Source organism: Nonomuraea sp. NPDC005730 (assembly GCF_040630865.1).
In the GTDB taxonomy this organism is placed as follows: Bacteria; Actinomycetota; Actinomycetes; order Streptosporangiales; family Streptosporangiaceae; genus Nonomuraea.
Genome location: NZ_JBEXYK010000002.1, coordinates 240210 through 266108, shown reverse-complemented (window position 1 = coordinate 266108; position 25899 = coordinate 240210). Strand labels below are relative to the sequence as shown.

The window sequence follows — 25899 nt, the reverse complement described above, 5'->3', positions numbered from 1 at the left end:
GCCGTCCGTCAGAACACGCGGGCGATGCCGGCCGTGACGAGGAGCAGGGCGAACGTGGTCACCCCGGCCACGCCGTGCAGGACCACCGCGAGCACCGGGAAGCCGGTGGCCCGGCGCTGGTGGCGGCCGCCGCCGAGCCAGCGGGTGAACATCGTGAAGCCCAGCAGCGCGGCCACGGTGAGCCCGCAGAAGGCGATCCAGGCCAGCGGGGCGCTGCCGGTCAGCAGGTAGGCCACCCAGCAGGCCAGCGACGCGGCCGCGAGCGCCGGATGGGACAGCAGCAGCGTCACCGGGAAGCGGGTGACCTTGGCCTCCTGCCCGCGCAGGCCGCCGGCCGAGAGCCAGCGGTAGAGCAGGTAGACCCCGATCAGTGCGGCGATCGTCCATGTGACGGCGGTGAGCAGGCCCATGTCCCCTCCCGGCGAGTCCCTGCCGCCACCGTATGCAGACTCCTGGCCTTTCGTCCTTCAGTTACTCAAAAGTGCTGTCAGCCGCAAAACCTCCGGGGACGGTTTGTCGGTGGGGTGTGCCAAGGTAGAGGAGTGCGGCGCATCTATCCCGACTTTCAAGACAATCCGGACATCCCGCAGGCGTACGCCTACCCCGAGGGGCGGCCCTGGCTGCGGCTCAACATGGTGTCCAGCGCCGACGGCGCGGCGTGGCTGCAGGGGCGCTCGGGCGGGCTGTCGAGCAGGGGCGACAAGCGCATCTTCGCCGTCCTGCGCGGGTTGTCCGACGTGATCGTCGCGGGGGCGGCGACCGTCCGCACCGAGGGCTACGGCCCGGTCAAGCCGCGCGCCTCCTGGTCCTCGATCCGGGCCGGGCGTCCCGACGTGCCGCCGATCGCGGTGATCACCCGTAGCCTCGACCTCGACCTCGACGGCGAGCTGTTCACCGACGCGACCAACCCGACGATCGTGATCACCTGCGAGTCCGCGCCCGCAGAGCGCCGCAAGCTGGCCGGCCGGCGGTCCGACCTGATCATCGCCGGCGACGAGGGCGTCGACATGCGGCTGGCCGTGCGCGAGCTGCACGAGCGCGGCCTGACCCGCGTCCTGTGCGAGGGCGGCCCGCGCATCAACGCGCAGCTGTCGGCCGACGACCTCATCGACGAGTTGTGCCTGTCGGTGAGTCCCATGCTGGTCGCGGGCGGCGCGGCCCGCATACTGAACGGCGTGGCCGCGCAGGTCCCGCTTGACCTCCGCCAGGTCCTGGAAGAGGAGGGCGTCCTCTTCTGCAGATACACGAGGGAGCAGAGCCCATGACCGAGCAGCCCGTCGAAGAGCCGGAGCCGGTGCCCAACCTCCCGGTCCGGCCGCCCGTGCCGCCGATGCTGGCCAAGCCGGTCAAGGCCATGCCCAGGCAGGACGGCACCCTGTTCTACGAGCCCAAGTGGGACGGCTTCCGCTGCATCGTGTTCAGGGACGGCGACGAGGTCTACCTCGGCAGCCGCAACGAGCGTCCGTTCACCCGCTACTTCCCCGAGCTGGTCGAGGCGGTCAAGGCCGAGCTGCCCGGCAAGGTGGTGATCGACGGCGAGATCGTGCTGCCCCGGGGGGCGCAGCTCGACTTCGACGCCCTCCAGCAGCGCATCCATCCGGCCGCCTCGCGGGTCAAGCTGCTGTCGGAGCAGACACCGGCCCAGTTCATCGCCTTCGACCTGCTGGCGGTGGGCGACGAGTCGCTGATGGAGGAGCCGTTCTCCGAGCGGCGGCGGCGGCTGGAGGAGCTGTTCCCGCACAAGGGCGGGTCCGTCCGGCTGACGCCGGTCACCACCGCCGACGAGCAGGCCCGCGAATGGTTCGACACCTTCGAGGGGGCGGGGCTCGACGGCATCATCGTCAAGCCGGGCGACCAGCCGTACGTCCCCGACAAGCGCACGATGTTCAAGGTCAAGCACGAGCGCACGGCCGACGTGGTGATCTGCGGCTACCGCGAGCACAAGACCGGGCCCATCGTCGGCTCGCTGCTGCTCGGCCTCTACGGCGACGACGGCCGGCTGCATCACGTGGGCGTGGCGGCCTCCTTCCCCATGGCGCGCAGGGCCGAGCTGGTGGAGGAGCTCAAGCCGTACCTGGCGGAGCTGAGCGAGCACCCGTGGGGCCACTGGGCCGAGCAGGCCACGGCCAACGCCGGGCAGCCGGCGGCGGGGCCCGCGACCGGCGGGCAGCGGGTGCCGGGCGCGGTGTCGCGGTGGAACGCCAAGAAGGACCTGTCGTTCATCCCGCTCCGGCCCGAGCTGGTGATCGAGGTGGCCTACGACCAGATGGAGGGCGACCGCTTCCGGCACACGGCGCACTTCCGGCGGTGGCGGCCCGACCGCACGCCCGAGTCGTGCACGTACGAGCAGCTGGAGCGGCCGGTCAGCTACGATCTCGACGACATCCTCGCCCGTTAGGGGGCAAAGCGGTCTAGTCTCTCCGTTATGACCACCGGTGATGAGCTCAAGGCGGCCGTGTCCGCGCGGCGCGACCTCGGCCCCGACTTCGAGGACGCGCTGGTGGAGTCGTTCCTCGACAAGGTGGGCCAGGAGGTCGACCGGCGGGTCGACGAGCGCCTGGCCGGCACGGCCCCGCGCGCCAAGGCGCCTGCCAGGGGGTCGGACGGGCAGCGGCTGGCGCTGGCGATCGTCTCGCTCTCTCTGGGCACGCTGTCCACGGTCGCGCTCGCCTTCGCGGGCGGCGGGCGGATGATGGCGCTGATCCCGATCTGGGTCGGGATCATCATCGTGAACGTCGTCTTCAACAGCTCCCGGGAGAAGTAACCGCCTCCCGGGGGCGGGATTTCGGGTCAGGTCAGCCAGATGAGGCCGGCGAAACGGCCGCCTGGCTGTTCGCGGCGGTGGGAGTAGAGCTCGGCGGACTCGATGGTGCACCGCGCGTCGTGCCGCACGTCGGCGACGCCCGCCGCCCTGAGCTGGGACTCGATCCCGGCCCGCAGGTCGAGCGCCGGGGTTCCCCAGGACGTCGTGGACCTTGTGGGCGGCACCTTCGAGGCCACCTGTTCCCGCAGGTCCTCGGGCACCTCGTAGCAGCAGCCGCAGGCGCCGGGGCCGATCAGCGCGACCATCCGGCCGGGCCGGGCGCCCTTGGCGGCCATGGCCTCGAGCAGGGCGGTGGCCACGCCCGCCTCCGTGCCGGGACGCCCGGAGTGGGCGGCGCCGACCATGCGCGCCTCGGCGTCGGCCACCAGCACGGCCGGGCAGTCGGCGCCCAGCGAGGCGAGCGCCAGGCGCGGCTCGGTGGTGAACACGCCGTCGAGCGGCGGCGGGTCGTCGCCGAACGGCTCGCTCACGTACGCGACGTCGGCGCCGTGGACCTGGCGCATGTAGACGACGGCACGCACGCCCAGCTCGGCCGCCAGGCCCGCGCGGTTGGCCCGTACGGCCGCCGGGTCGTCGCCGACCATGCCGCCCAGGTTGCGTGAGCCGTACGGCGGGGCGCTGACCCCTCCGTGGCGGTCGGTGACGACGGCGTGCACTCCGGGGGCCAGCAGCATGCCCCGATCCTAGCCGGGCTGGGGCGAGGAGCCGGGGCCGCCCGGGGACGAGCCGTGCAGGATGGTGCCGGGCCGGCGGCCGAGCTCCAGGTACATGTTCACCTCGTCGAAGCGCCATTCGCCCACCTCGACCACGTTCGGCAGCCGCCCCCACTCGCGGAACCCGAGACTCTGGTACAGCGCGATCGCGCCGTGGTTGTTGCCGCGCGCCCGCAGCGTGAGCGTCTCGATGCCGGCCGCGCGGGCGTCGTCCGCGAGGCCGGACACGACCACCCGGCCGAGCCCGAGCCCGCGCGCCTGCGGGTGGGCCATGATCTTGCCGACCTCGGCGGAGTGCCGGAAGACCGCCTCCTGGCCGCGCCGCCACAGGCCCATGGCCTGGACCGTGCCGTCCACCGTGGCCAGGGCGAGCCGCCCCTCGCCCTTCGCGGCCATCGCGAGCGTGGCCTCCACCCAGGGGTCGGTCTCGTCCCTGGTGGGCGGCGCGAGGTAGCCGACCGCGCCGCCCACCTCGACGACGGCGTGCAGCACGCGGTGGACGGCGGCGAGCAGAGGTTCGTCGGCGGTTTCCGGCCAGGTCAGATCGATTTTCACGGAAGACCATTATGCCCCGATCCATCCAGGGCTGGCCCGCCCGCGACAAGCAAGCATATGCTTGGTCGCGTGCCTGACTACCGCAATCTCATCGGCGGCGAGCTGGTCCCCGCGGACCGGACGATGGACACCGTCAACCCCGCCACGGGCGAGGCGTGGGCCCGGATCCCGGCCAGTGGCGCACGCGAGGCCGAGGCCGCCGTGGCGGCGGCACGGGCGGCCTTCCCCGCCTGGTCGGCCATGCCTGCGCTGGGCCGGGCGCACTTCCTGCGCAAGGTGTCGGAGCTGTTCACCCGGCACGCCGAGGAACTGGCCCGGCTGGAGACCCGCGACAACGGCCGCATCCTGCGCGACACGCTCAAGAAGGACCTGCCGGGCATGGCGTACCTGTGGCAGCTCGCCGCCGGGCAGTGCCTGGAGGCGGTCAAGGGCGACACCGTCCTGCTCGGGCCGGACGCGCTCGGGCTGACGCGGCGCGAGCCGTACGGGGTGGCGGTCTGCATCATCCCCTGGAACTCCCCCGTCTCGACGTTCTCGGCCAAGGCCGCCTACGCCCTGGCCGCCGGGAACACGGTGATCGTCAAGCCCGCCGAGCAGGCCAGCGCGTCGGTGCTGCGGCTGGGCGAGCTGCTGGCCGAGGTGTTCCCGCCGGGCGTGCTGAACATCGTCAGCGGGCTCGGCGAGGAGGTCGGCGACGCGCTCGTCCGGCACCGGGACGTCGGCAAGGTCAGCCTCACCGGCTCCACGGCCACCGGCCAGGCCATCACCCGGGCCTCGGCGGACGCGCTGAAGCCGCTGACGTTCGAGCTGGGCGGCAAGTCGCCCAACATCGTCTTCCCCGACGCCGACCTGGACGCCGCCGCGCAGGGCGTCACCGTGAACTCCGTCTACACCGGCAACGCCGGGCAGGTGTGCGTGGCCGGCTCGCGCATCCTCGTCCACCGGTCGATCTGGGACGACCTGCTCGGGCGGATCAGGCACGTCTGCGCCGGGCTGGTCCTGGACGACCCGCTCGACCTGGCCACGACCATGGGCCCGATCGTGTCGGCCGGGCAGTTCGAGCGGGTGCGCTCGTACCTGGAGACGGCCGAGAAGGAGGGGGCCGAGCTGGTCTTCGGCGGACGGTCGGGGGCCGAGGTGGTGCCCGGCCTGCCGGGCGGTTACTGGGTGGCGCCCACGCTCTACACGACCGAGGACAACGGCCTGCGCATCTGCCAGGAGGAGATCTTCGGGCCGGTGGCGGTGGCCATCCCGTTCGACAGCGACGAGCAGGCGCTGGAGATCGCCAACGACTCGCCGTACGGGCTGGCGGCCGGGGTGTGGACGCGGGACCTCGGGCGGGCGCACCGGTTCGTGCGGGATCTGCAGAGCGGCACCGTGTGGGTGAACACCTACCGCCAGATGCCTCCGGGCCTGCCGTTCGGCGGCGTGAAGGACAGCGGGTACGGCCACGATTCCGTCATGGAGTACACCCGGGAAAAGGCGGCCATCATCCAGTTTTAGTTCGGTAGATTCCCTCCATGAGCGAGGGGATCAACGACCAGTCCGAGCTGACCGAGCTGACCGAGGCAGCCGCCCAGTCGCGCGCGTCCGTGCTGCGCAGCCGAGCCGAATCGTACATCGCGCTGTCGCGGCACGAGGCCGCCATCGCCGATCTGACCGAGTCGATAACGCTGGTCCCGGACAACGCCCGCGCCTGGCGGCTGCGCGGCGAGAGCCATCGGGTCATCGAGCGGTACGAGGCCGCCCTGGCGGACTTCGACGAGTCGTTGAGACTGGAACCCGACAGCGCGTACGCGCTGGGCTCGCGCGGGCAGGCGTACGCGGCGCTCGGCCGGCTGGAGGAGGCGATGGAGGACTTCGACCACGCGCTCACCCTCGCCCCCGAGTCCCTGTGGATCCTGGAGGCCAAGGCCGACGCCCTGGTGGACATGGACCGGCTGGACGAGGCCCTGGACGAGCACGCCAAGATCATCGCGTTGAACGAGGAGCTGGCGTACTCGTGGGTGGCGCGCGGCGACCTGTACCAGCGCATGCACCTCTACAGCGAGGCCATCGCCGACTACACCCGGGCCCTGGAGTCCGACCCCGAGCACGTGCGGGCGCTCAGCCGGCGCGGCGAGGCGCTGCGCATGATCGACCGCTACCAGGAGGCGCTGACCGACCTGAACCGCGCGGTCGAGCTCGACCCCGACAACGACCGCGCGTTCGGCAGCCGGGGCGCGGTGCTGAGCGAGATGGGCGACAACCAGGCCGCGCTGCGCGACCTGGACAGGGCCATCGAGCTGGACCCCGAGTACATCTGGGCCTACCGGGTGCGCGGCGAGATCTTCCAGGAGATGGAGCGGCACGAGGAGGCGGTGAGCGACTTCACGCTGGCCCTGCGCCTGGAGTTCGGCGACGACTAGGCCGTCGCGAGCGGCGGGCCGCCCCGGAGGGCGGCCCGCCGTCGTCAAGGCACCTCTGGAGCGCCTTCTGTCACAGCGCCAGCAGGGCGCTCACCGGCAGGCGGCTGTCGGACAGCGGCCGTACGGCGATGCGCAGCAGGGCCAGCGCGTTGTCGTCGCCGGCGATGCGGTTGGCGCTGAGCCCGCCGCACGCCTGGCAGAGGTGGATGATCAGCCACTCCCCGTCCGGCCTGACGGTGACGCTCAGCGCCGCCATCGGGCCCCGGCAGCCCGCCCGCCGGTCCCCCGGGATCCGGTGGTCGACGTGCAGGCTGGTCAGGCAGTGCGGGCAGTGGTTGCGGTGCGCCGTGCCCGGCGCGTCCATCGGTACGTCCAGCCGGCAGCCGACGCAGCGGAACGCGTCGCCGCGCTCGCCACGTTGTCCGGCCTTCGGCTGTTGCGGCCTGGCCCGGCCAGGGTTCCTCCTGGGCATGTCACAGGTCGCCGAACGCTTCGAGCGGGAACGGCGGCTGCGCGAGCGGGCGTACGGCCATGCGCATGAGGATGAGCTGGTTGTCGTCCCCGCAGATCGGGTTGGACGTCAGCTCGCCGCAGCGCGAGCAGCGATGGATGATCATCCAGTCGCCGGTGCGGAGGACCGCGATGGAGATCGGGTTCATCCGCGACCGGCACTCCGACGGCCCGCCCTCCACCCGGTCGAGCACGTGCAACGAGTGCAGGCAGCTCGGGCAGTGGTTACGGCGGACGCCGCCGGGCGCGTACGCGGCGACGGTCAGGCCGCAGCGGACGCAGGCGAAGGTGTCGGTGCTGATGATGGAACGAGGTTTGCCGTTGGCAGACAACCTGGGTTCTCCTTGCCGGATTTGTCATGAAAAAAGGCAGCAAGGGAGCGCCGAGCGGGCCTCACAGGCACGCTTGTGCCACAGGCGGTCCGGCCCACTGAGGCCAGGACTTCAGATACTCGTCCTCAGGCTCTGGAACTCAGGGGAGGCGGGCACGCCCGTGACACGGAGAGGCGCGCTGGGCGCCGTGCCGGTCATCAACCCACCTCCTGAAATCGCACCGAACGGGACAGTCGCCAGGGTAACCACCCCCGCCGGTCGAGCGCCAACGGTTTTCCTGGGCCCTGGAGATCGACCGAATATCGTTCTAGTGTTCGTCCATGGGGATCGGGCTGACCGAGGAACACCGGGCGCTGGCGGCCTCCGTACGGGGGCTGGCGGGGCGTACCGTCGAGCACCGGGCGCTGGCCGGGCAGGGGGTGCTGGGGCTGCACCTGCCGGAGGAGCACGGCGGGCAGGGATACGGGCTGGTCGAGCTGTGCGTGGCGCTGGAGGTGCTGGGCGAGCTGCGGGTGGCGGGGCCGTACCTGCCGGTCGTGCTGGCCTCGGCGGCGCTCGCCCGGTCCGGGAGGCCCGTGCCCGGCCTGCTGCGCGGGCTGGCCGACGGGTCGCTGACGGCGGCCGTCGCGCTCGGGCCGCTCGCGCTCGGGGCGGCCGGGGCCGACCTGTTCCTCGTGCCGCACGGTGACGGGTGGGCGCTGCTCGACCGGGCCGGCGTGCGCGCCGAGCCGGCCGAGGGCGTCGACCTGGACCGGGACCTGTGCGCGGTCACGGCCGTCACGGGTCTCGACGTCCCGCCGGAGCGCCTGCTGGGGCCGGTGCCGGTGCGGGAGCTGGCCGCGGTGCTGCTCGGCGCCGACGCGTGCGGCACCGCCGCCTGGGCGGTCGGCACGGCCGCCGCCCACGCCAAGGTACGCGAGCAGTTCGGCCGCCCGATCGGCCAGTTCCAGGGCGTCAAGCACCGGGTGGCGGCCGCCCTGGTGGCCTTGGAGCAGGCCCGCGCCGCCGTCTGGGACGCCGCCCGCGCCCTCGACACCCTGCACACGGGCGAGCCCCGCGGGCTCGGTGACGACGTGCGGCTGGCCGTCGGGGTGGCGGCCGTGCTGGGGCCGGACGCGGCGGTGCGCTGCGCGGCCGACGTCATCCAGGTGCTCGGCGGCATCGGCTACACCTTCGAGCACGACGCCCACCGCCACTACCGCCGCGCCCTGTCCGGCCGCATGCTCGCCGGCGACCCGGGGCCGTGGGCCGAGCAGGTCGCCGACCTGGCCCTGGCGGGCGCCCGCCGCACGATGGAGCCCGACCTGCCCGAGGAGTCCGTCCGGCTCAGGGAGACGATCAGGGCGGAGGCCGAGTCGTTGCGGCGCGAGGAGCCGCTCGCCCGGCTGGGCCGGTTCGCGCGGGACGGCTGGATCATGCCCTACCTGCCCAGACCGTGGGGCCGCGCGGCCACGCCGCTGGAACAGGTGATCATCCACCAGGAGTTCCGCGACCTCAAGCGCCCCAACCTGGGGATCGCCGCCTGGGCGGTCCCGTCCATCGTCACGTACGGCACCCCCGAGCAGCGAGAACGTTTCCTGCCCAGGACGTTCACCGGCGAGCTCGTGTGGTGCCAGCTGTTCAGCGAGCCGGGCGCCGGGTCCGACCTGGCCGCCCTGTCCACCAGGGCCACCCGGGTCGAGGGCGGCTGGTCGCTGACCGGCCAGAAGATCTGGACGTCCCTGGCCCAGTACGCCCACTGGGGCATCTGCCTGGCCCGCACCTCCCCCGGCAGGCCCAAGCACGAGGGGATCACGTACTTCCTGGTGGACATGTCCGCCCCCGGCGTCACGGTCAGGCCGCTCAAGGAGATCAACGGGGACGAGATCTTCAACGAGGTCTTCCTCGACGACGTCTTCGTCCCGGACGACCTGGTGGTGGGCGAGGTGGACGGCGGCTGGCGGGTGGCCCGCGACACGCTCTCCCACGAGCGGGTCGCGCTCGGCGACTCCTGGGGACCGGGCTCCCGGCACACCGACATGATCCGGCTGGTCGGCGCCCTGCCGGCGCTGCGGCAGTCGCAACGCGAGCAGGCGGGCCGCCTGTGGGCCGAGGGCCAGGCGATCTCGGCGCTCGGGCTGCGCGTGACGCTGTCCAGGCTGGCCGGGGCCGACCCGGGCCCCGCCTCCAGCGTGCGCAAGCTGCTCGGCATGCGGCACGCGCAGGCGGTCTCGGAGTTCTGCTGGTCGCTGGCGCCGTCCGACCGCCACTGGAACCGCATGATCCTGGCCACCCGGGCCTTCACCATCGGCGGCGGCACCACGGAGGTGCAGCTCAACATCATCGCCGAGCGCGCGCTGGGTCTTCCCCGCGATCCGTGACGCCCGCACGCACGCACCTGACCTCGGCCGACATCGCCAGGTGACGGGCGGCGATCCCGGGCATGGCGGTCACCCCGAAGGCGGTCCGGTCCACGCGCGCGGCAACCAGGACGGTGAAGCCGTTCGCGGTCACGTCGCAGCGCTCGACGGTGAGGGTGAGCGGGCGCTCGACGCCGGTGACGGTGAGCGCGCCGGTCAGCGTCCCGTCGCCGGCGGGGCCGCCGGTGAAGGTGATGACGGGGTGGCGGGCGGCGTCGAGGAAGCGGGGCGAGCGCACGGTCTCGTCGCGCCGGTGGTTGCCGGTGTGGAAGCCGGCGGTGTCGATCTCCACGCGCACGCGGGAGTCGGCGAGCGGTTCGGCGACGTCCACGGTGCCGCCCCTGATGTCGAAGGTGCCGCGGGCGCGGGCGAGGCCGTACAGGTGCCGGGTGGTGAAGTGGATCGCGGAGTTCTCGGTGTCGATCTCGTAGCGGCCCAGCGGGGGAAGGTTCGTCATGGGTCCATTGCACGGCGGCGGGGTGGCCGTCCGGCAGGGCGGGCCGTCGGTCACCGGGGCGACGATCGGCGGGAGCACGTGCGACTTTCGTATGGTTTCCCGCTCACCCGATATTTACGGCATGGTGGGATGTCGTAGCGTTTGCGGCATGGGTGCAGGGGCGTGTCGCCGTTCCCGCGTGCTGGACGTGGTCATCGCGGGCGGTTTCGCGCTGCTGGACACCGGCTCGACGCTGCTGGGGCTGTCGTGGTGGCCCGAGCGTCCCGGTCCGCTCGCCTGGGCGCTGCTGGCGGTCCAGGCGGCCGCCTGCCTGTCGCTGGTGGCCCGCCGCCGGGCGCCGCTGACGGTCCTGGTCGTGCTGGGGACGTTCACGCTCGTGGTGACGTTGCTGATCTCGCCGGGCGGGATGCTGGTCCCGGCCGGGCAGGGGAACGTGTGGGCGCCGTTCGCGACCATCGCGGCGGCGTACGGGCCGCTCTACGACCGCAGGGACCGGCGGGTCGCCGTCGCCGTGCTGGCCGCGTACACGATGGTGATCGCACGGGTGTGGGACCCGTCGGCCGGCGTGCTCGTCGACGGGGTGCTGCGCACGGCCGTCGGCCCGCTGCTCGCGCTCTACCTCGACGGACGGCGGCGGGTGCTCAGGATGCTGGTCGAACGCGCCGAGCGGGCCGAACGCGAGCGGCACCTGCTGGCCGAGCAGGCCCGCGCCGAGGAGCGCGCCCGGCTGGCCGGGGAGATGCACGACGTCGTCACCCACCGGGTGAGCCTCATGGTGCTGCAGGCCGGCGCGCTGCGGGTCACCGCGGCCGACGAGCACACCCGGCAGACCGCCGAGGAGCTGCGGGCCGCGGGCTGCCAGGTGCTCGACGAGCTGCGGGACCTGATCGGCGTGCTGCGCACCGCGCCGGAGCCGGACGTGCCGCCGTCGGCGGCCGACTTCGCCGCGCTGGTCGCCGAGTCCGCCTCCGTGGGCACGCCGGCCGAGCTGGTCGAGGAGGGGGACCGGGCGCTGGCCTCGCCGGTGGTGGGGCGCACGGCGTACCGGATCGTGCGCGAGGCGCTGACCAACGTGCGCAAGCACGCGCCGGGCGCGCGGGTGCAGGTGCGGATCGAGTACGGCCAGGCACGGGTACGGCTCACGGTGCGCAACACGCCGCCGACCGGCCTGCCCGGCGGCCCCCTGGCCGGCACCGGCTCCGGCCTCGGCATCGCCGACCTGCGGCGGCGGGTCGAGGTCGTGCACGGCACGCTGCGCGCCGGGCCGTCCCCCGACGGCGGGTTCACCGTCGAGGCCACTCTCCCGGCGTACGTGGCGACATGATCAAAGTCGTGGTCGTGGACGACGAGCCGATGGTCTGCCGTTTCCTGCGCACCATCCTCGGCTCGGCGCCCGACATCGAGGTCGTGGACGAGGCCCACGACGGCGCCGCCGGCGTCGAGGCGGTCGTGCGCAGCCGTCCGGACGTCGTGCTCATGGACCTGCGCATGCCCCGCGTGGACGGGCTCACCGCGATCGAACGCCTGGTCGACCTGCCCCGGCCGCCGGTCGTCGTGGTGCTGACGACGTTCGACGCCGACGAGTACGTGCTGCGCGCCCTGCGCGCGGGAGCCGCCGGCTTCCTGGTCAAGTCCACGCCGCCGGAGGACCTGATCGGGCTCGTCCGGGTGGCCGCCGAGGGGCACACCGTGCTGTCGCCGGTCGCCGCCCGCAGGCTGGTGGCGGCCTCGGCCGCGGCGGACCCGGCCCGCGCCCGCGCCCGCGAGCTGCTGGAGTCGCTGACCGGACGCGAGCGCGAGGTGCTGGCCTGCCTCGGCGAGGGGCTGTCGAACGCGCGGATCGCCGCCCGCCTCCACCTGGCCGAACCCACCGTCAAGGGGTACGTGTCGCGCCTGCTGGACAAGCTGGGTTGCCTCAACCGCACCCAGGCGGGCCTCATCGCCCACGACGCGGGCCTGACCCGGTAGCCGCCGCGGTCGGAGGGTTTGGCGGCGGAACAGCGAGGTAGGTGATAAGCCGCAAAGGGGGACAAAAGCCATGAGCAATCCGCAACAGCCCGAACTGCGCCGGTCGGGTAAGTCCGGCGCGAACTCGAAATCCACCGACGCCGTGCCGGAGTCGAAGAGCGGCGGCAGGCGGGCCGGCCGGCCGCACGGCAGCGACAAGGGGCACAAGGGCGGCGGCAAGGGCGGCGGCGTGCCTCCGGGCCAGCACCCGCCGTATCCGGGGTGAGCCGGATGAAGGGCAGCCTGCAGTTCATCGGCAACGCGACCACGTTGATCCGCTACAACGGCTTCACGCTGCTGACGGATCCCAACTTCCTGCACCGCGGCCAGCGGGCGTACCTGGGCTACGGCCTGAGCTCGCGACGACTGAAGGACCCGGCCATCGACGTGTCGGACCTGCCGCCCATCGACGCGGTGGTGCTGTCGCACCTGCACGGGGACCACTGGGACCGGGTGACGGAGAAGGGCCTGGACAAGGGCACCCAGATCATCACCACCCGGCAGGCGGCGCGCACGCTGCGCCGCCGCGGCTTCGGCCGCAGCACGGGCCTGGAGGTGTGGGAGCAGCACGAGCTGGACGGGCCGCAGGGCAGCGTGACCGTCACCGCCCTGCCCGCCAGGCACGCGCCCGGCCCCGCCGAGACGCTGCTGCCGCCGGTGATCGGGACGATGCTGGAGTTCCGCGGCCCCGAGGGCCTGGTGGAGCTGCGCCTGCACATCAGCGGCGACACCTTGCTCGACCGCCGCCTGGAGGCGATCCCGCGTCGTTTCCCCGAGGTCGACCTCGCGCTCGTGCACCTGGGCGGCACCCGCCTACTGGGCACCCTGCTCGTCACCATGGACGGCGAGCAGGGCGCGACCTGGGTCGATCTGATCAACCCGCACACCGTGGTGCCGGTGCACTACGACGACTACGGCGTCTTCAGCTCACCGCTGGACGACTTCCGGCATCACATCGAGCAGGTGGGCCTGGCCGACCGCGTGGTCTACCTGGAACGCGGCGAGACCCGCGAACTGGCGCCGCACCACCTCGTGCGCCGCTGAGCTCCCGCTCCGCACCCGTCCGGGCCCGTTCCTGGACGGGTGTTCCGGGCGCTCTGCCCGGGTTGAGGTTTCTTCTACTCGGACGAGGAATCCTCTACCGGGAGTGGAGAGTTACATATCCGACTTCTTCCCCGGCGGGAGGTACGGGAGTTACCTTCGTTTGCGGCCACACCTCCTGTGCCGCCGCACGGCCGGGCCGTCGGGTCCCGTCCCAGGCGCCGGGTCCGGCCGTGCGGCCCACAGCCGTCGGCCCGTTCAGGAGAGGTGGGTCAGCTTCTCCGACGTCCGGTGGAACGCCTTGCCATTCCACTTGTAGGTCTGGCGGACGAGCAGGTCGGGGCAGCATCGGGGAGCCTTGTCGCTGACCACCTTGCCGCTCAGGCGCACCTCGCCGTGCTGGACGGCGACGCTCTGGGTCTTGAAGTACCGGTTCTTGCCCAGCGTGCCGATCAGACGCGGGGCCGAACGCCGGGACGCGCCGTCGTAGACGAAGGCCATCACCGGGTTGCCCGCCGTGGGGCTCGGGCAGGACGAGGTGACGACCGTGTCGGGGCGTCCGTCGCGGGTGAGGTCGCCGACGGCGGCGACGCGGGCGCGGACGACGTACCAGCTGTCCTTCGGCCCCGGCTTGGGGCAGTGCAGCGCCCGCTCGACGACGGGCGCCCAGTTGACGCCCCGGAACGGGTCGGTCGCCGGGCCGGTCGCGGCGAAGGCGGCGCCCGTGGCGAGGATCGGCGCCAGTGAGGTCGACAGGGCGACGGTCGACGCCCAGACACGGAGTCGGCGGGCCATCGGGCTGCTCTTGTGCGTGGCGCTTGAGTTCATGACCGTTTCGATGCGGGAAACGCCTGACAAGTTCGGCCCGAGCCGCGTGACGTCTCGCGTCATGCCATCCGGAGCGTTTCGTCATGCGGAAGGGGCGCAGGACTTTATGGGAACTCGACCACATTTTCGGAAGCGCCGTCCCAGCGTTACGCGCGACACGCCCAGACCTGCGGCTCGCATCCTGTGCCGGCTCACGATCGCCATCGCCGTTACCGATCTGAGATGTTCACTTCTGTCTCCACCTCGCCCCCTGCCCAGGCAGCCGCCTGGCCGAGGCCGGAACGGAAGGACACCTCACATGCGCCCAGCCACCCGAGCGGCCCTCGCCACCCTCGCCGTCACGTGCTGCACCTTCAGCGCGTTGCCGGCCTGGGCGGCGCCGGCCGGGAACGCGCCGTCGTGCGTGACCGTCTGGCAGAACACCGGAACCCTCACCAAGACCGGCTATGCCCGCAACGACTGCGGCTACCGGCTCCGACTGAAGATCATCTGGGCGCGCGGGACGGACGGCGCGTGCCAGACCGTGGACTCCGGCGAGACCATCTACTCGCGCGTGCCGCGCGGCGTGCGCACCTTCGACGGAGCCGACACCTGCTGACCGACTCCCGCGAAAAGGCCGGCCCCACAACGGTGGCCGGCCTTTCGGGGCTTTCGGGGCTTTCGGGGATCGGAGGTTGCCGCACGGAGGGCCGGCTGTCGGTGACCGGGATTCCCGCTTCGCGCGACAAGAGCCGTGGCTGATTCTGCGAGGCGTTACTTCTCCTCCGGCGCGTTCCTGGCCTTGCTGGGCTGGACGCGCTTGGGCTCGCCCGGCATCTTCGGATAGTTGGGCGGGTAGGGCATGTCGCCGCGGTCGTCGGCGGCGTACATCTCCAGCAGGGGCTCGATCGAGTACGCCCGGTCGTCGATGGCCGCGTGCACGTCGCCCAGCTTGGCGAAGCGGGCCGGGACGGTGCGGATGTCGAAGTCGCGCGGGTCGGCGTCGGCCAGCTCGTCCCAGGTCAGCGGGGTCGAGACGGGGGCGTACGGGCGGGCCCGGACGGAGTAGGCGCTGGCGACGGTGCGGTCTCTGGCGTTCTGGTTGAAGTCGATGAAGACGCGGTCGCCGCGCTCCTCCTTCCACCACGCGGTGGTCACCAGCTCGGGGTCGCGGGCCTCGACCGCCCTGGCCAGGGCGATGCCGGCGTGGCGCACCTGGACGAAGTCCCAGCGGGGCTCGATGCGCACCGCGATGTGCACGCCGCGGTTGCCCGAGGTCTTGACGAACCCCGCCATGCCCAGCTCGTCGAGCACCTCGCGGGTGCGCTCGGCGGCCCGGCGCGCGGCGTCGAACTCCAGGCCGGGCTGCGGGTCGAGGTCGATGCGCAGCTCGTCGGGGTGCTCGACGTCGGCGGCCCGCACCTGCCAGGGGTGGAAGTCGATCGTGCCCAGGTTGGCGCAGTAGGCGATCGCGGCGACCTCGGTCACCCGGAGCGAGTCGGCGGTGCGGCCGCTGGGGAAGGTGACCGTGACCGACTGCAGCCACTCGGGATGCTTGGGCGGCATGCGCTTCTGGTAGATGGCCTCGGTCTGGACGCCGTCGGGATGGCGCTTGATGTTGGTCGGCCGGTCTCTGAGCGCGCGCAGGGCCCCCTCGCCGACGCTCACGTAGTATTCGACCAGCTCCCGCTTTGTCGCCCCGATCTCCGGGAAGTAGACCTTGTCGGGGTTGGTGACCTTGACGGTCCGCTCCCCCACCTCGAGCTCTATGAACGGCGATGCCATGCCACCGAACCTACTCCCCCGCGCCGACAGAACAGCCGACAGAAGAGGTGGGCCCGTCCCGGAGCCGCGTCGGTGGCGGGACCGGGGCTCGACGGGACGGACCTAAGATCATCCTTCGCCGTTCCGGGCGCTGGCGCGCCACCCGGCCGGCCATCTCGGGTCGCCAGCGGCGCCAGCACGGGCGTGGGCTGTGCCGCTACGGCGAGCCGTGGACGATCTCACCCCTTGGCAGGAGGCGATGACACCCCCTTACCGACAAAGACGCGAATTCCGCCGAGAAAGGATGCTTCACCCTGCGGAGATCTCTTTTTGCCGGATCTCGTACTCTGGACGCATGGACAAGGTGGTCAAGAGCGAGGCCGAATGGCGGGCCAGGCTCTCTCCTGAGGAGTTCCACGTGCTCAGGGAGGCCGGGACCGAGCGCCCGTTCACGGGGGAGTACGTCGACACCAAGACCGAGGGCGTGTACTCGTGCCGCGCCTGCGGCGCCGAGTTGTTCCGGTCCGACACGAAGTTCGAGTCGCACTGCGGATGGCCGAGCTTCTTCGAGCCGTCGGAGTCGGAGGCGGTGAGGCTGATCGAGGACGACAGTCACGGCATGGTGCGCACGGAGGTGCGCTGCGCCCGCTGCGACTCCCACCTCGGTCACGTCTTCCACGGCGAGGGTTATCCGACGCCGACCGACGATCGTTACTGCATCAACTCGGTCTCGCTGAGGCTCGAACCCAAGGGGTGATCGATTAGCGACAGAGCGTACCGATCGCCCACAAGGGGTAGGGGCCTGCCCGTGGGCCGTGTCCATCTTCGCCACCGCTGGGTGACGATTGAGACGATCGGGCGTGTCGTGACTCAGCGGTGTGAGGTGTGCTCGAAGACGAGGGTCCGGGTGCGCTAGCCCGCCCCGGAGGCTCTTTCCCGGCGCGCGTCAGTTCGGCCGGGGGTACGTGACACGGCAGTTGTGATCGGAGGGGCCCAGGATGTTGGCGAGGACGGGGTTCCCGTTCTCGCCGAACTCCGCCTGCACGAAGACGATCGGACGCTTCACGCCGTTCGCCCTGAGGTACTCCAGGCCGCGTTTGCACAGCGTGATGGCCGTGGCGGAGTTGTCGGCACTGTCCGGTAAGTTCGTGTAAATGCGCAGATATCCGCCTACGGTGCGGATGTCCTTGAGATGTTTCATCGCCTTGTCGCCCCGCCCCCAGCGGGCGCGGAAGTACTCGGCGGCCTCCCGGTCGGTGTGCCGCGACGGCCCGTCGGCCTTGTAACCGGCCGAGTCGCCACCCTTGGCATCGCCCGGCTCATCGGCCTTGGGCAGGCTGACCTCGGCGTCGCCGGTCTCGGTCGTCCCCGTGACGGTGTCCGGCCCGCCCTGGACGGCGTCCGGCTTCGCGGCGGGGTCGGCGGTGCCGGTCCTGGCGGGCACGCCAGAGCCGGCGGGGTCGGCGGCGGCCGACGTGCTCGGCCGGGCCCGGCCCTTCGGCAGCTCGCGCGCCTCCGCGGCACCCTTGCCGTTGGCCGGCGCCCGGCCCGGGTTCGCCGGGACCCCGCCCTCGGCCACCGGGTCCTGCCGGGCCGTGGCGCCCTCCGCGCCGGACCGGGCTCCGGAGGCGGTGACCGTCCCGCCGAGCGCGCCGTTCAGGCCGAGCAGCAGCGCCACTCCCCCGGCCAGCGCCACCGCGCCCGCCGCCAGGCCCCGTGTTCCGGCACGCCCGCGCCGCCGCCGCCCATGCCGTCCGCGTCCCGTACGCGCCTCCACCGGGCCGCCGGTCTCCCGTGCGCCGCCCGGACGCGCCTCCGCCCGGCCGCCGGTCTCCCGTGCGCCGCCCGGACGGGTCTCCGTCCGGGCGCCTGTCTGCTGGTCGGCCGATGTCGTGTCCCGTAACGCCGCATGGCGGCCTGGCGCGCGCCGGCGCCCGGGGCTCTGCCCTTCCGCGGACTGTTCCACCCGGCCCCTCCTCGCCCCCTGCATGGACCGTGCCACCGACGCCATGCCACCAAAAGGGAATTCACCCTCGATTGTGACAAAGGGGATAGATCACTGCAGGGAGATCGTCAAGTTGGCCTGGATGTTCCGCTCCGCCCCAGGCCACCATGACCGCTAGGGCAGGGCCGCGACGAGCTCCTGCACCGGCTTGCGGGCGCCCGTGTAGAACGGGATCTCCACGCGGGTGTGGCGGCGGGCCTCCGCGCCGCGCAGCGTGCGCATCAGGTCGACGATGCGGTGGAGCTCGTCGGCCTCGAACGCCAGCATCCACTCGTAGTCGTTGAGCGAGAAGCAGGCCACGGTGTTGGCCCGCACGTCGGGGTAGTCGCGGGCCATCCGGCCGTGCTCGGCCAGCATCGCCCGCCGCTCGGAGTCCTCCAGCAGGTACCACTCGTAGGAGCGCACGAACGGGTAGACGCTGACGTACGCCCGCGGCTCCTCCTCGGCCAGGAAGGCCGGGATGTGGGACTTGTTGAACTCGGCCGGCCGGTGGAGCGCCATGGCCGACCAGACCGGCCTGCTGTGCCGGCCGAGGCCGGTGCGGCGGAACCGGGAGTAGACGTCCTGGAGATCTTCGGGCGTGGGAGCGTGCCACCAGAACATGTAGTCGGCGTCGGCACGGAAGCCGGCGACGTCGTAGACCCCCCTGGTCACGATGTCTTTCCCGGCCGCCTGTGCGAGCAGTTCCTCGACCTCGTCGGCCATGTTCTCCCGGTTGCCCGGGACCTGCTCGGTCACCTGGAAGACCGACCACATGGTGTAACGGATCACCTGGTTGAGATCGCGGGCCTTCAGCCGCGGCGCGCCCTCTGTCATGTCCTTCATTCTCCTTCTCGCGACAGGTGGTCCAGAATCCGGGCCGCGGCCGTACGGGCGGTCGCGATGCAGGCGGGGACGCCGATGCCGTCGTAGGCCGCGCCGCACACGGCGAGCCCGGCGGCACCGGAGACCGCGGCGCGCACCCTGGCCACCCGGTCGAGGTGGCCCACGTTGTACTGCGGCAGCCCGCCGCCCCAGCGGGTGACCCGGCTGTCGACCGGCAGGCCGCGCACGCCCACCACGTCGGCCAGCTCGGCCGTGGCCAGCGACACCAGCTCGGCGTCGTCGCGCTGGAGCAGGTGCTCCTCGCCGATCCTGCCCACCGAGCAGCGCACGAGCAGCAGGTCTTGAGCCAGGTGGGGCCACTTGACCGAGCTGAACGTCACCGCCTTGACCGGCCGGCCCTCCACCGGCGGCACCAGGTAGCCGCTGCCGGTCGGCGGCTGCGGGAGCGCGTCGACGGGGTAGGCGAGCGTGACGACGGCCATGCTCGCGTACTCGATCCTGGCCAGCTCGGCGGCGGCCTTGGGCACCTCGGCCTTGAGCAGGCGGGCGGCGGCGGGAGCGGGCGTGGCCAGGATCACCGCATCGGCCTCGATCACCTCGGGCCGCGGCACCGGCCCGGCGACCAGCCGCCAGCCGTGCTCGGTGCGGTGGAGCTCGCGCACGGTCACCCCGGTCCGGACGTCGGCCCCGGACGCCTTGGCCACCGCCTCGGGCAGGCTGCCCACGCCCTGGCGCAGCGTCGTGAAGATCGGCCCGCCGTTCTTGGGCGCCTCCTCGACGATGTGCCGGGCGGCGCTCAGCAACGAGCGCTCGGCCCTGGCGACGGCCGCGACCTGCGGCATCGTCGCCTCCAGCGACAGCATGTCGGAACGGCCGGCGTAGACCCCGCCGAGCAGCGGCTCGACCAGGCGCTCGACGATCTCACCGCCCATCCTGGCCCGGATGTAGGAGGCCACGGACACGTCGGTGCGCACCAGCGTGGGCGGCAGGACCTGGTCGAGCGGCACCCGCAGCAGGCCGCCGGGCGAGATGATGCCGGACCTGGCCAGCTCCGCCAGGTCGGCCGGCACGCCCATGACGTGCCCCTTCGGCATCTGCCGCAGCGCGCCCCTGGAGTAGACGGCCGACCGCACGGTGCCGGGGAAGACCAGCTCGTCCGCCAGCCCGACGGCCTTGGCCAGCTCGACGCCCTCCGGCCGGCGGGCCAGCATGGCCTCGGCCCCGGCGTCGACGCTCACCCCCGCGACCTCGGAGGCGTGCAGCTTGCCGCCGAGGCGGGGGCTGCCCTCCAACACGGTCACCTTGACCTGCTCGCTCGTACCCTGACGGAGGAACCACGCGGCCGCCAGGCCGGAGATCCCACCACCGATGACGACGACGTGCGCCCGTTTCCCTTCCACGTCTCCTGACGCTACCGCCTCGGCAGACCGCCCAGCTGATCGGGGCACGTGACCCTACCGTGATGTATGTCGCCAAACCGGGGTGATCCAGCTTCCGTCATAAGGGCATGAGGAGAATCCGGTTAGGCATCGCGCTCTCGGCCTGCGCCACCCTGCTGCTCGCGGGCTGCGGCGGCGGCAACGTCGAGATGGCGTCGGGCGGCTCGCCCGCGGTGGCCACGCAGGGCATGGCCGCCCCCGAGGCGCGGGACCTGGCCGCGCCGAAGAAGCAGGCCGCGCCGCAGGACGGCGACAGCGCGGTCTCCGGTGTCGAACCGGCCCAGCGGCAACAGGACCGGCAGGTGATCTACACCGGCAGCATGACCGTACGCGCCAAGCAGGTCATCCCGGCCGCGCAGCAGGCCAAGCAGCTCGTCACGGCGGCGGGGGGCTACCTGTCGAAGGAGGAGGCCGAGTCGGCCGGCGACACCGAGGACTCGGCCCTGCTGGAGTTCAAGATCCCGCCCACCCGGTACGCCGACGTGACCGCCAGGCTGGGCAAGGACCTGGGCAAGCAGCTCTCGATGACCCAGGGCACCCAGGACGTCACCCTCCAGGTCGCCGACGTCGAGAGCCGGTTGAAGTCGGCGCAGAAGTCGCTGGAGTCGCTGCGCACGTTGCTGAAGAAGGCCGAGACCATCGGGCAGGTGCTGCAGGTGGAGCGGGAGATCAACTCCCGCGAGGCGGATCTGGAGGCGTTGCAGGCCCAGCAGAAGGAGCTGGCCACCCAGGTCGCGATGGCCACGCTGACGCTCCGGCTGGTCGGGCCGGTGACCGTGGTGGAGGACCCGGCCGAGGAGCCGGCGGGCTTCCTCGGCGGGCTGAAGGCCGGGTGGGAGGCGCTGGTGTCGTTCACCAAGTCGGCGCTGACCGTGTTCGGCGCGCTGCTGCCGTGGCTGGTCGTCATGGCGCCGCTGGTGGCCGCGGCGGTGTTCCTGGTGCGGCGCAACCGCGCGCGCCGCCCCGCGCCGCCGGCCGCGCCCGAGCCCGCCGAGCCCGGCCCGTCGGCGGCGTGACGGTCAGGCGCCCGCTTCGTGCACCAGGTCGGTCAGGCGCTTGAGCTGGTCGGGGTCGGTCGAGGGGAGCACGCCGTGGCCGAGGTTGAACACGTGCCCCTCGGCCGCCGCGCCGCGCCGCAGCACCTCGCGGGCCCTGCGCTCCACGACCTCCCACGGCGCGAGCAGGATCGCCGGGTCGAGGTTGCCCTGCAGCGCCTTGCCCGGCCCCACGCGCCGGGCCGCCTCGTCGAGGGGCACCCGCCAGTCGACGCCCACGACGTCGGCCCCGGCCTCGCCGAGCACGCCGAGCAGCTCGCCGGTGCCCACGCCGAAGTGGATGCGGGGCACGCCCGCGACGCCCTCGAAGATGCGCCGGGTGTGGGGCAGGATGAACTCGCGGTAGTCGTCGGGGGCCACCGCGCCCACCCACGAGTCGAAGAGCTGGATCGCCGAGGCGCCGGCCGCGATCTGGATGCGCAGGTGCTCCAGCACGATGTCGGACAGGCGTTCCATGAGGGTGTGCCACAGGGCGGGCTCGCCGTACATCATGGCCTTGGTGCGGTCGTGGTTCTTCGACGGGCCGCCCTCGATGAGGTAGGACCCGAGCGTGAAGGGCGCCCCGGCGAAGCCGATCAGCGGGGTGGCGCCCAGCTCGCCGACCAGGGCCGAGATCGCCTCCGTCACGTAGGGCACGTCGCCCGGCTCCAGCGGGCGCAGCGCCGCGACGGCCCGCGCGTCGCGGATCGGGTCGGCGACGACCGGGCCGACGCCCGGCTTGATGTCGAGGTCGACGCCGATGGCCTTGAGCGGGACGACGATGTCGCTGAAGAAGATGGCCGCGTCGACGCCGTAGCGGCGCACGGGCTGCATGGTGATCTCGACGATCAGGTCGGGCGTCGCGCAGGCGGTGAGCATCGGCACACCCTCGCGGACCTTCAGGTATTCGGGCAGCGAGCGCCCGGCCTGCCTCATGTACCAGACCGGGGTGTGCGGGACGGGCTGCCTGCGGCAGGCGCGCAGGAAGGCTGAGTCGGCGAGATTCACCCTCCAAGGGTGCCATGGCACCCGATCGGCCGAGACATCGGCGCGAGGTGTCGGAAAAACATGCATTGGATACCCAAAATCATGATCAGATAGCCAGATGAAGGTTTACCGGTCTGCCCGGCAGCGGCGTCGCACACGGGTCGAACACACCCCATGCCCGCCCAGAGAGCCGGTCTCGACTGGACCAAATGTTCACCAACCCACCGCGCGGCACCGATTCAGCGACCACTTTCGGGACACGCCGAGCGCGTTGCGGGGAATTGTCAGCGGCTCGTGCCAACGTCGGAGCCACGACCCGAAGAAAGGCCCCGGTTCGATGACTGGTGCGATGACCGCGTTGTGGAGTTCCCCGGAGGTTCGCAGCGAGCGCTGTGCTGCCTGCGCCGGCGAGCGGCTGTTCGAGCAGCCGCCCTGCTTCGACGGGCACGGTCCTGGCGAGTGCCCGGAATGGGCCTGCGCCGAATGCGGCCACGCGATCCTGCTCGGCTCGGCCGAGACCACCCGACCGGTCCGCCAGCTGGTTACGGCAGCGGCTTGATCACCAAGGATGAGCACCCCCGTGGTCCCCTTCCGTCCGTCCTCGACCTACGCTTCGGCTATGACCCTCGGTGACCAGCCACCGCCGCCCGCCGCGTTCACCCGCGCGGCGCAGAGCCTGCGGCTGTCCGAGGTCAGGCCGGAGATCGAGCTGGAGGACCTCCCCGCGCCGCAGCGGCTGGCCCCCTACTCGGCCGCCATCGGCGCCTCGGTCTACCGCGACGACGACGAGCTCGCGGTCGGCCGGCTGATCCTGCTCTACGACCCCGACGGCCAGCGCGGCTGGGAGGGCCCGTTCCGGCTGGTGGCCTACGTCCGGGCCGACATGGAGCCGGAGATCACCTCCGACCCGCTGCTCGGCCCGGTCGTGTGGAGCTGGCTGACCGAGGCCCTGGAGGCGCACGAAGCCGACTACTCCGCCGCGGGCGGTACCGTGACTAGAGCTGTGTCCGAGGGCTTCGGCAACAAGGCGGAAGACCCGGTCACGACCGAGCTCGAACTGCGTGCGTCCTGGTCGCCCGCCGAGGAGGATCTGTCCGGCCACGTCGCCGCCTGGTGCGACCTCATGTGCCTGGCGGCGGGGATCCCGCCGCTCCCGCCCGACGTGGCCGCGCTGCCGCGCCGACGTGATGATCCGGAGAGTGACCGTACGAAGTGAGGGCACCAGTCAAGACAGCACCAGCGTCATGAGGTCGGTGAGCTCATGACAGAAGAACGCATCGTAGAGCCCCTGCTCGAACCCCGCGAGGGCATCCCCCCGGTGATCGCCGACGCGCGCGGGCTGGCTCGGGTCGTCGACGCCTTCGCCGCGGGCACCGGCCCCGTGGCGGTCGACGCCGAGCGCGCCTCCGGCTACCGCTACGGCAACCGGGCCTACCTGGTCCAGCTCCGCCGGGCCGGCGCCGGCACCGCGTTGATCGACCCGGTCGGCTGCCCCGACCTGTCGGCGCTCGACGCCGCGCTCACCGGCACCGAGGTCGTGCTGCACGCCGCGTCCCAGGACCTGCCGTGCCTGATGGAGGTCGGCTTCAAGCCGCGCGAGATCTTCGACACCGAGCTGGCCGGCCGGCTGCTCGGTTACGAACGGGTCGGGCTCGGCACGATGGTCGAGACCGTACTCGGGCTGCGGCTGGAGAAGGGCCACTCGGCCGCCGACTGGTCCACCAGGCCGCTGCCGGAGGACTGGCTGCGCTACGCCGCCCTCGACGTCGAGGTGCTGGTCGAGCTGCGCGACATGCTCCACCAGGAGCTGGCCGGGTCGGGGAAGCTGGAGTGGGCGCGCGAGGAGTTCGCGGCCGTGCTCAACACCCCGCCGCCGATGCCGCGGTCCGACCCGTGGCGGCGTACGTCGGGCATCCACAAGGTGCGCAACGTGCGCGCGCTGGCCATCGTGCGCGAGCTGTGGACCATGCGCGACACGATCGCCAGGGAGAACGACCTGGCCCCCGGCCGGGTGCTGCCCGACGCCGCGATCGTCACCGCCGCCCTTGAGGGGCCCCGCACGAAGAAGGCCCTGACCGAGATCTCGGCCTTCACCGGCCGCAGCGCCCGCCGGTACATGAACGACTGGCTGGCCGCCGTCAACCGGGCCCGGACGTTGCCCGAGGGCGAGCTGCCCCAGCCGAGCACGCCCGGCGACGGGCCGCCCCCGCCCAACCGCTGGGCCGACCGCGACCCGGCGGCGGCCAAGCGCCTCGCGGCGGCGCGCGCCGTGGTGGCCGCGCTGGCCGAGGAGCACCGTATGCCCACGGAGAACCTGCTCCAGCCCGACGCGGTGCGCAGGCTCACCTGGGAACCCCCCGCTGAGATCACCGACGAGAGCGTGACCGCGCGGCTGCGCGCGCTCGGGGCGCGTGAGTGGCAGCTCTCGCTCACGGCCCGTCCCATCGCCAAGGCGCTGGCCCGGCTCGAAGGCAGGGTCGACAGCTAGTTCCCCCGCCGGCGTACGGGCGGAGGGCCCGCCTCCGCCCGCCGGCGTCACCGTCCCACTTGACGCTCGGAGGGGGACGGCCGTACCTTTCGGGAAAGCGCTTTCCCCATCCGTTGCCTGAAGGGATTCCCATGAGCGTGCGCACCATCGGCGTCGTGATGAACGGCGTCACCGGACGAATGGGCTATCGCCAGCACCTCGTCCGCTCCGTCCTGGCCCTCAACGAGCAGGGCGGCGTCACGCTCTCGGACGGCGACCGGGTCAGGCTGCGCCCGGTCCTGGTCGGCCGGAACGCCGACAAGCTCGCCGACATCGCCGACCGGCACGGGATCCCGGACTTCACCACCGACCTCGACGCCGCCCTCGCCGACGACGACAACCTGATCTACTTCGACGCCCAGGTCACCAGCGCCCGCGTCAAGGCCGTGCTCAAGGCCATCGAGGCGGGCAGGCACGTCTACGCCGAGAAGCCCACGGCCGAGTCGGTGCAGGAGGCCGTCGCGCTGGCCGAGGCCGCCACGGCCAGGGGCGTGAAGAACGGCGTCGTGCAGGACAAGCTGTTCCTGCCGGGCCTGCTCAAGCTGAAGCGGCTGATCGACGGCGGGTTCTTCGGCCGGATCCTGTCGGTGCGCGGCGAGTTCGGCTACTGGGTGTTCGAGGGCGACTGGCAGGAGGCGCAGCGCCCGTCCTGGAACTACCGGGCGCAGGACGGCGGCGGGATCGTGCTCGACATGTTCCCGCACTGGCACTACGTGCTGGAGAACCTGTTCGGCCGGGTCCGGTCGGTATACGCCAAGGCCGTGACGCACGTCCCGTCCCGGGCGGACGAGCAGGGCCGCGCGTACGAGGCCACCGCGGACGACGCCGCGTACGGGATCTTCGAGCTCGAAGGGGACGTGATCGCGCAGATCAACTCCTCCTGGACGGTCCGCGTGAACCGCGACGAGCTGGTCGAGTTCCAGGTGGACGGCACGCACGGCAGCGCCGTCGCGGGCCTGCGCAACTGCCGCTTCCAGCACCGGGCCGCCACCCCCAAGCCGGTCTGGAACCCCGACCTGCCCGCCACGGCCCGCTTCCGCGAGGACTGGCAGGAGGTGCCGGACAACGCCGAGTTCGACAACGGGTTCAAGGTCCAGTGGGCGGCGTTCGTCCGGCACGTGCTGGAGGACGCGCCGTTCCCCAACGACTTCGCCTCAGGAGCGCGCGGCGTGCAGCTCGCCGAGCTGGGCCTGCGCTCGAACGCCGAGGGCCGCAGGATCGAGGTGCCGCAGCTGTGAGGATCGACCTGCCGGGCGGCGCGTACG

28 protein-coding genes are annotated in these 25899 nt (G+C 72.3%); 16 read left to right on the top strand and 12 right to left on the bottom strand.

What is annotated here, in order from left to right; genetic code table 11:
• Positions 1–8 precede the first annotated feature (8 nt).
• Entirely contained in the window at positions 9–410 is a 402-nt protein-coding gene (locus tag ABZ444_RS03890; protein ID WP_357992250.1) for a hypothetical protein, read from the bottom strand.
• A 132-nt stretch (positions 411–542) separates the two neighbouring features.
• On the opposite strand from ABZ444_RS03890, the gene ABZ444_RS03885 reads away from it, so the two are divergent.
• Genes ABZ444_RS03885 through ABZ444_RS03875 form a run of 3 tightly spaced genes read left to right on the top strand, consistent with a single transcriptional unit; the run spans position 543 to position 2764 of the window.
• A complete protein-coding gene (locus ABZ444_RS03885) occupies positions 543–1265 on the top strand; it encodes a pyrimidine reductase family protein (protein ID WP_357992247.1) in 723 nt (240 codons plus the stop codon).
• Entirely contained in the window at positions 1262–2398 is a 1137-nt protein-coding gene (locus tag ABZ444_RS03880) for an ATP-dependent DNA ligase (protein WP_357992242.1), read from the top strand. The genes ABZ444_RS03885 and ABZ444_RS03880 overlap by 4 nt, the downstream gene beginning before the upstream one ends.
• A 27-nt stretch (positions 2399–2425) precedes the next feature.
• Positions 2426–2764, top strand: a complete 339-nt coding sequence (locus tag ABZ444_RS03875; protein WP_357992239.1) for a hypothetical protein — start codon at positions 2426–2428, stop codon at positions 2762–2764.
• Positions 2765–2790: 26 nt separating this feature from the next.
• On the opposite strand, the gene pgeF is transcribed toward ABZ444_RS03875, so the two are convergent.
• Both pgeF and ABZ444_RS03865 read right to left on the bottom strand, forming a co-directional pair.
• Positions 2791–3498 (bottom strand): peptidoglycan editing factor PgeF, encoded by a 708-nt coding sequence (pgeF, locus tag ABZ444_RS03870; protein WP_357992236.1) that lies wholly within the window; start codon positions 3496–3498, stop codon positions 2791–2793.
• A 9-nt stretch (positions 3499–3507) separates the two neighbouring features.
• Entirely contained in the window at positions 3508–4092 is a 585-nt protein-coding gene (locus ABZ444_RS03865; RefSeq protein WP_357992233.1) for a GNAT family N-acetyltransferase, read from the bottom strand.
• Positions 4093–4161: 69 nt separating this feature from the next.
• On the opposite strand from ABZ444_RS03865, the gene ABZ444_RS03860 reads away from it, so the two are divergent.
• Positions 4162–5595 carry an aldehyde dehydrogenase family protein gene (locus tag ABZ444_RS03860; RefSeq protein WP_357992230.1) on the top strand — a complete coding sequence of 478 codons (1434 nt, stop codon included), beginning with the start codon at positions 4162–4164 and terminating at the stop codon, positions 5593–5595.
• Positions 5596–5612: 17 nt separating this feature from the next.
• The gene (locus tag ABZ444_RS03855; RefSeq protein WP_357992228.1) at positions 5613–6500 is read left to right on the top strand and encodes a tetratricopeptide repeat protein; all 888 of its coding nucleotides are present in this window, start codon (positions 5613–5615) and stop codon (positions 6498–6500) included.
• 70 nt (positions 6501–6570) lie between these two features.
• Here ABZ444_RS03855 and ABZ444_RS03850 read toward each other — a convergent pair whose 3' ends face one another.
• Positions 6571–6972 (bottom strand): RNHCP domain-containing protein, encoded by a 402-nt coding sequence (locus ABZ444_RS03850; protein WP_357992225.1) that lies wholly within the window; start codon positions 6970–6972, stop codon positions 6571–6573.
• Between the two features lies 1 nt (position 6973).
• A complete protein-coding gene (locus tag ABZ444_RS03845) occupies positions 6974–7342 on the bottom strand; it encodes an RNHCP domain-containing protein (RefSeq protein WP_352325680.1) in 369 nt (122 codons plus the stop codon).
• Positions 7343–7662: 320 nt separating this feature from the next.
• Between ABZ444_RS03845 and ABZ444_RS03840 the strand changes: the two genes are divergently transcribed.
• The gene (locus ABZ444_RS03840) at positions 7663–9702 is read left to right on the top strand and encodes an acyl-CoA dehydrogenase (protein WP_357992222.1); all 2040 of its coding nucleotides are present in this window, start codon (positions 7663–7665) and stop codon (positions 9700–9702) included.
• On the opposite strand, the gene ABZ444_RS03835 is transcribed toward ABZ444_RS03840, so the two are convergent.
• Entirely contained in the window at positions 9662–10198 is a 537-nt protein-coding gene (locus ABZ444_RS03835) for a YceI family protein (protein ID WP_357992219.1), read from the bottom strand. The two genes, ABZ444_RS03840 and ABZ444_RS03835, sit on opposite strands and share 41 nt — an antisense overlap.
• Positions 10199–10346: 148 nt before the next feature.
• Here ABZ444_RS03835 and ABZ444_RS03830 point away from each other — a divergent pair, with 148 nt between their 5' ends.
• From ABZ444_RS03830 to ABZ444_RS03815, 4 genes are all read left to right on the top strand, one after another.
• A complete protein-coding gene (locus tag ABZ444_RS03830) occupies positions 10347–11522 on the top strand; it encodes a histidine kinase (protein ID WP_357992216.1) in 1176 nt (391 codons plus the stop codon).
• Positions 11519–12166 carry a response regulator transcription factor gene (locus ABZ444_RS03825; RefSeq protein ID WP_357992213.1) on the top strand — a complete coding sequence of 216 codons (648 nt, stop codon included), beginning with the start codon at positions 11519–11521 and terminating at the stop codon, positions 12164–12166. The genes ABZ444_RS03830 and ABZ444_RS03825 overlap by 4 nt, the downstream gene beginning before the upstream one ends.
• Positions 12167–12236: 70 nt before the next feature.
• Entirely contained in the window at positions 12237–12431 is a 195-nt protein-coding gene (locus ABZ444_RS03820) for a hypothetical protein (protein WP_357992211.1), read from the top strand.
• 5 nt (positions 12432–12436) lie between these two features.
• Positions 12437–13249 (top strand): MBL fold metallo-hydrolase, encoded by an 813-nt coding sequence (locus ABZ444_RS03815; RefSeq protein ID WP_357992209.1) that lies wholly within the window; start codon positions 12437–12439, stop codon positions 13247–13249.
• A gap of 255 nt (positions 13250–13504) precedes the next feature.
• Here ABZ444_RS03815 and ABZ444_RS03810 read toward each other — a convergent pair whose 3' ends face one another.
• Positions 13505–14041: a hypothetical protein gene (locus ABZ444_RS03810; RefSeq protein WP_357992206.1), complete on the bottom strand. Its 537-nt coding sequence runs from the start codon at positions 14039–14041 to the stop codon at positions 13505–13507.
• Between the two features lie 331 nt (positions 14042–14372).
• Here ABZ444_RS03810 and ABZ444_RS03805 point away from each other — a divergent pair, with 331 nt between their 5' ends.
• Positions 14373–14672, top strand: a complete 300-nt coding sequence (locus ABZ444_RS03805) for a hypothetical protein (protein WP_357964952.1) — start codon at positions 14373–14375, stop codon at positions 14670–14672.
• 155 nt (positions 14673–14827) lie between these two features.
• Here the strand turns inward: ABZ444_RS03805 and ligD are convergent, their stop codons facing one another.
• Positions 14828–15838, bottom strand: coding sequence for a non-homologous end-joining DNA ligase (gene ligD, locus ABZ444_RS03800; RefSeq protein WP_357992204.1), 1011 nt, complete (start codon positions 15836–15838; stop codon positions 14828–14830).
• A gap of 334 nt (positions 15839–16172) precedes the next feature.
• Between ligD and msrB the strand changes: the two genes are divergently transcribed.
• Entirely contained in the window at positions 16173–16574 is a 402-nt protein-coding gene (gene msrB / locus ABZ444_RS03795; protein ID WP_357964958.1) for a peptide-methionine (R)-S-oxide reductase MsrB, read from the top strand.
• A 189-nt stretch (positions 16575–16763) separates the two neighbouring features.
• On the opposite strand, the gene ABZ444_RS03790 is transcribed toward msrB, so the two are convergent.
• The 3 genes from ABZ444_RS03790 to hemG all read right to left on the bottom strand — a co-directional run bounded on the left by ABZ444_RS03790 (position 16764) and on the right by hemG (position 20047).
• Entirely contained in the window at positions 16764–17783 is a 1020-nt protein-coding gene (locus tag ABZ444_RS03790) for a hypothetical protein (protein WP_357992201.1), read from the bottom strand.
• A 153-nt stretch (positions 17784–17936) separates the two neighbouring features.
• Positions 17937–18638, bottom strand: coding sequence for a hydrogen peroxide-dependent heme synthase (gene hemQ, locus ABZ444_RS03785; RefSeq protein ID WP_357964963.1), 702 nt, complete (start codon positions 18636–18638; stop codon positions 17937–17939).
• Between the two features lie 5 nt (positions 18639–18643).
• Positions 18644–20047 (bottom strand): protoporphyrinogen oxidase, encoded by a 1404-nt coding sequence (gene hemG, locus ABZ444_RS03780; protein WP_357992198.1) that lies wholly within the window; start codon positions 20045–20047, stop codon positions 18644–18646.
• A gap of 107 nt (positions 20048–20154) precedes the next feature.
• Here hemG and ABZ444_RS03775 point away from each other — a divergent pair, with 107 nt between their 5' ends.
• Positions 20155–21102, top strand: coding sequence for a DUF4349 domain-containing protein (locus ABZ444_RS03775; RefSeq protein WP_357992195.1), 948 nt, complete (start codon positions 20155–20157; stop codon positions 21100–21102).
• Positions 21103–21105: 3 nt separating this feature from the next.
• On the opposite strand, the gene hemE is transcribed toward ABZ444_RS03775, so the two are convergent.
• Positions 21106–22056 (bottom strand): uroporphyrinogen decarboxylase, encoded by a 951-nt coding sequence (hemE, locus tag ABZ444_RS03770; protein WP_357992797.1) that lies wholly within the window; start codon positions 22054–22056, stop codon positions 21106–21108.
• Between the two features lie 670 nt (positions 22057–22726).
• On the opposite strand from hemE, the gene ABZ444_RS03765 reads away from it, so the two are divergent.
• The 3 genes from ABZ444_RS03765 (at position 22727) to ABZ444_RS03755 (ending at position 25872) form a co-directional block, all read left to right on the top strand.
• Complete coding sequence (locus tag ABZ444_RS03765) at positions 22727–23323, top strand: DUF3000 domain-containing protein (protein ID WP_352365603.1); 597 nt, start codon at positions 22727–22729, stop codon at positions 23321–23323.
• Between the two features lie 45 nt (positions 23324–23368).
• A complete protein-coding gene (locus tag ABZ444_RS03760; protein ID WP_357992192.1) occupies positions 23369–24595 on the top strand; it encodes a ribonuclease D in 1227 nt (408 codons plus the stop codon).
• A 131-nt stretch (positions 24596–24726) separates the two neighbouring features.
• Entirely contained in the window at positions 24727–25872 is a 1146-nt protein-coding gene (locus ABZ444_RS03755; protein WP_357992189.1) for a Gfo/Idh/MocA family oxidoreductase, read from the top strand.
• Positions 25873–25899 lie beyond the last annotated feature (27 nt).

Excerpts from the sequence above, each read along its gene's own strand:
- hemE (WP_357992797.1), bottom strand. The coding sequence starts at position 22,056 with ATGAGGCAGGCCGGGCGCTCGCTGCCCGAATACCTGAAGGTCCGCGAG.
- ABZ444_RS03765 (WP_352365603.1), top strand. The coding sequence starts at position 22,727 with ATGACCCTCGGTGACCAGCCACCGCCGCCCGCCGCGTTCACCCGCGCG.
- ABZ444_RS03840 (WP_357992222.1), top strand. The coding sequence starts at position 7,663 with ATGGGGATCGGGCTGACCGAGGAACACCGGGCGCTGGCGGCCTCCGTA.
- ABZ444_RS03855 (WP_357992228.1), top strand. The coding sequence starts at position 5,613 with ATGAGCGAGGGGATCAACGACCAGTCCGAGCTGACCGAGCTGACCGAG.
- ABZ444_RS03850 (WP_357992225.1), bottom strand. The coding sequence starts at position 6,972 with ATGCCCAGGAGGAACCCTGGCCGGGCCAGGCCGCAACAGCCGAAGGCC.
- pgeF (WP_357992236.1), bottom strand. The coding sequence starts at position 3,498 with ATGCTGCTGGCCCCCGGAGTGCACGCCGTCGTCACCGACCGCCACGGA.
- ABZ444_RS03825 (WP_357992213.1), top strand. The coding sequence starts at position 11,519 with ATGATCAAAGTCGTGGTCGTGGACGACGAGCCGATGGTCTGCCGTTTC.
- ABZ444_RS03810 (WP_357992206.1), bottom strand. The coding sequence starts at position 14,041 with ATGGCCCGCCGACTCCGTGTCTGGGCGTCGACCGTCGCCCTGTCGACC.
- ABZ444_RS03760 (WP_357992192.1), top strand. The coding sequence starts at position 23,369 with ATGACAGAAGAACGCATCGTAGAGCCCCTGCTCGAACCCCGCGAGGGC.
- ABZ444_RS03875 (WP_357992239.1), top strand. The coding sequence starts at position 2,426 with ATGACCACCGGTGATGAGCTCAAGGCGGCCGTGTCCGCGCGGCGCGAC.
- ABZ444_RS03815 (WP_357992209.1), top strand. The coding sequence starts at position 12,437 with ATGAAGGGCAGCCTGCAGTTCATCGGCAACGCGACCACGTTGATCCGC.
- ABZ444_RS03890 (WP_357992250.1), bottom strand. The coding sequence starts at position 410 with ATGGGCCTGCTCACCGCCGTCACATGGACGATCGCCGCACTGATCGGG.
- msrB (WP_357964958.1), top strand. The coding sequence starts at position 16,173 with ATGGACAAGGTGGTCAAGAGCGAGGCCGAATGGCGGGCCAGGCTCTCT.
- ABZ444_RS03880 (WP_357992242.1), top strand. The coding sequence starts at position 1,262 with ATGACCGAGCAGCCCGTCGAAGAGCCGGAGCCGGTGCCCAACCTCCCG.
- ABZ444_RS03755 (WP_357992189.1), top strand. The coding sequence starts at position 24,727 with ATGAGCGTGCGCACCATCGGCGTCGTGATGAACGGCGTCACCGGACGA.
- ABZ444_RS03830 (WP_357992216.1), top strand. The coding sequence starts at position 10,347 with ATGGGTGCAGGGGCGTGTCGCCGTTCCCGCGTGCTGGACGTGGTCATC.
- hemQ (WP_357964963.1), bottom strand. The coding sequence starts at position 18,638 with ATGACAGAGGGCGCGCCGCGGCTGAAGGCCCGCGATCTCAACCAGGTG.
- ABZ444_RS03775 (WP_357992195.1), top strand. The coding sequence starts at position 20,155 with ATGAGGAGAATCCGGTTAGGCATCGCGCTCTCGGCCTGCGCCACCCTG.
- ABZ444_RS03820 (WP_357992211.1), top strand. The coding sequence starts at position 12,237 with ATGAGCAATCCGCAACAGCCCGAACTGCGCCGGTCGGGTAAGTCCGGC.
- ligD (WP_357992204.1), bottom strand. The coding sequence starts at position 15,838 with ATGGCATCGCCGTTCATAGAGCTCGAGGTGGGGGAGCGGACCGTCAAG.
- ABZ444_RS03835 (WP_357992219.1), bottom strand. The coding sequence starts at position 10,198 with ATGACGAACCTTCCCCCGCTGGGCCGCTACGAGATCGACACCGAGAAC.
- ABZ444_RS03805 (WP_357964952.1), top strand. The coding sequence starts at position 14,373 with ATGCGCCCAGCCACCCGAGCGGCCCTCGCCACCCTCGCCGTCACGTGC.